This window comes from Aquimonas sp. (assembly GCF_044377145.1).
In the GTDB taxonomy this organism is placed as follows: domain Bacteria; phylum Pseudomonadota; class Gammaproteobacteria; order Xanthomonadales; family Xanthomonadaceae; genus Aquimonas.
This window is the reverse complement of the sequence record NZ_JBILJQ010000175.1, coordinates 1-2621: the sequence shown is the minus strand read 5'-3', so window position 1 is coordinate 2621 and position 2621 is coordinate 1. Positions and strand designations below refer to the sequence as shown.

Sequence of the window (2621 nt, the reverse complement as noted above, 5' to 3'; positions counted from 1 at the left end):
ACGAACTTTTGCTGTGCCTTGGGTAGCTTGCTGACCTGCTCCAGCTGATGCAGCAGCTTGGGTGCGGGGCCGCGCTTGCCGGTGGTGCGCGGTTCTGGCGTGCCGATCAGCGCTTCCATCGTGGTGCCCAAGGTCTGCGCGAGCAGGGGCAGCAGTGAGAGGGGCACGCGCCGCTGTCCGCTCTCATAGGCGGTGACGGCTTGCTGTGAGACGCCCAGCGCCTCGGCCAGTTGTACCTGGGTGAGCCCCTGGGTTTTGCGTTGTTGTGCAAGGCGCTCACCGAAGGCGATGAAGAAGGCGCGTTCGTCAGAACTGATGGCCACGGTCGGCGGGTCGATCTGGAGGTGGCGCATACCGTAACCCCGAGGTTCTGGAATCGCGGTTGAAGATACCACGCAAACATGTAACATCGAATTGTGGTTGTTTCCTCGAAAACCCCCTTGACAGGATTCCTGGCCGGAGACCGTTTATGCCCCGCATCCCCGATTCCGAGCTGGACCGGTTGAAGACTGAAGTGTCGCTGGTGCGGCTGATCGAGGCGCGGGGGATCGCGCTGGTGAAGCAGGGCAAGGACCTGGCGGCGCGGTGTCCGTTTCACGAGGAGGCGACGCCCTCGCTGGTGGTGAGCCCGGCCAAGAACCTGTTCCACTGCTTTGGCTGCGGTGCGGCGGGTGGGCCGATCGATTGGGTGATGAAGCTCGACGGCGTGTCGTTTCGGCGGGCGGTGGAGCTGCTGCGGATCGAGCTGGGCGAGGTGGCGGCGGCGCCGCTGCCTGCAGTGCGTGCGGCGTCCGCTGCAGAGTCCTCCTTAGCTGCCGCTTCTGATCCTGCTGCTGCCGCAGTGCCCGCGCTGGATGCGGCAGACGACGCGGCCCTGCTGGCCTCGGTGCTCGACTACTACCACGCGACGCTCAAGCAGAGCCCCGAGGCGCTGGCCTACCTGCGCTCGCGTGGGCTCGACCATCCGGCGCTGATCGACACGTTTCGGCTGGGCTATGCGAACCGCACGCTGGGCTATCACCTGCCGGACAAGCAGCTGAAGGCAGGCGCTGTGCAGCGCGGTGCGCTGCAGCGGATCGGGCTGCTGCGGGCGAGCGGGCATGAGCATTTCAACGGCTCGCTGGTGGTGCCGGTGGTGGCGCCCGATGGCGCAATCACCGAGGTCTACGGCCGCAAGATTCTGCCGGCCTCGAAGCTGCGCGCCGGCACGCCGCTGCACCTGTACCTGCCGGGTCCGCACCGTGGGGTGTTCAACGAAGCCGGCCTGGTCGGGCAGGAAGAAGTGATCCTGTGCGAAGCGCTGATCGATGCGCTGACGTTTTGGTGCGCGGGCTATCGCAACGTGACCAGCGCCTACGGTGTCGAAGGTTTCACCGATGAACTAGTGGCGGCACTGCATCGGCACGGCGCAAAGCGCGTGCTGATCGCGTATGACGCCGACGAGCCGGGCAACGGTGCCGCCGACAAGCTGGCTCCCAAGCTGATGGCCGAGGGATTCGAGTGCTACCGCTGCCGCTTCCCGAAGGGCATGGACGCGAACGCCTATGCGCTGGCGGTGCAGCCGGCGGTGAAGTCGCTGGGCGTGGTGATTCGGCAGGCTGAGTGGGTGGGGCGAGGCAGCGCGCCTAGCCGAGGCCCTATCGGCCTCGGCTGCGCTGACGAGCGCCCGGCCATGGAAGGCCGGGCCGGCGCCACGCACCAGGGACGGTTGCTTGCGGACACCTCGAACGTAGCCGCGCCGGCTGTGGCGGATTCTCCTTTAGCCGCTGCTGTTGCTGCTCCGCTTGATGCAACCGATGCGCTTGATGCGCTCGATGCAGAGCCGGCCGCTCCAAGCGCCGCAGCAAGCGCACCAAGTGTTACGCCCCAGGCTGACCCCGAGCCCCCCGCCTACCGCATCCCACCCACCGAGCCGCCGCTGCCCGTCGACATCGACGACAAGGAACTGCGCCTCACGCTGGGCGATCGCGCGTACACCGTGCGCGGCATCGAAAAGAACCTCAGCTATGAGCAGCTCAAGGTCTGGTTGCGAGTGAGCCGCGGCGATCATGTCCACGTCGATACGGTCGAGCTGTACGCCGCCAAGCAGCGCGCTGCCTGGCTCAAGCAGGCGGCGGTCGAGATCGGTGCAGCCGAGGACCTGCTGCGCGGTGATCTGGCCAAACTGCTGCGCGCCGTCGAGCAGCGGCAGGATGCGGTGATCCAGGCGCAGCTCGCGCCCGCCGCGCCGGTGGATGCAGCGGCCGCGCTGGGCGCGGCCGAGCGTGCGGCCGGCGAGGCCCTGCTGCGCGATCCGGCGCTGGTCGATCGCATCGTGGCCGACGTGGAAGCGACCGGCGTGGTGGGTGAGTCGGCGAATGCGCTGGTGGCGTATCTGGCCTGCGTGTCGCGCAAGCTCGACAAGCCGCTGGCGATCCTGATTCAGAGCACATCGGCGGCCGGCAAGTCGACGCTGATGGATGCGCTGCTGGCGCTGATGCCCGAGAGCGAGCGTGTGCACTACAGCGCCATGACCGGGCAGAGCCTGTTCTATCTCGGCGAGCAGGCGATGAAGCACAAGATTCTGGCCATCGCCGAAGAAGAGGGCGTGCGCCAGGCGGCCTATGCGCTGAAGCTGCTGC

General features: G+C 67.2%; 2 protein-coding genes. One reads left to right on the top strand and one right to left on the bottom strand.

Annotated features, from left to right (window positions below):
- Positions 1-353 (bottom strand): helix-turn-helix domain-containing protein (locus ACIQ7H_RS22305; protein ID WP_395795715.1); only part of this gene is annotated, 353 nt, incomplete at its 3' end.
- 116 nt (positions 354-469) lie between these two features.
- Between ACIQ7H_RS22305 and ACIQ7H_RS22300 the strand changes: the two genes are divergently transcribed.
- On the top strand, positions 470-2621 hold a 2152-nt coding region (locus tag ACIQ7H_RS22300; protein WP_395795713.1), incomplete at its 3' end, for a CHC2 zinc finger domain-containing protein.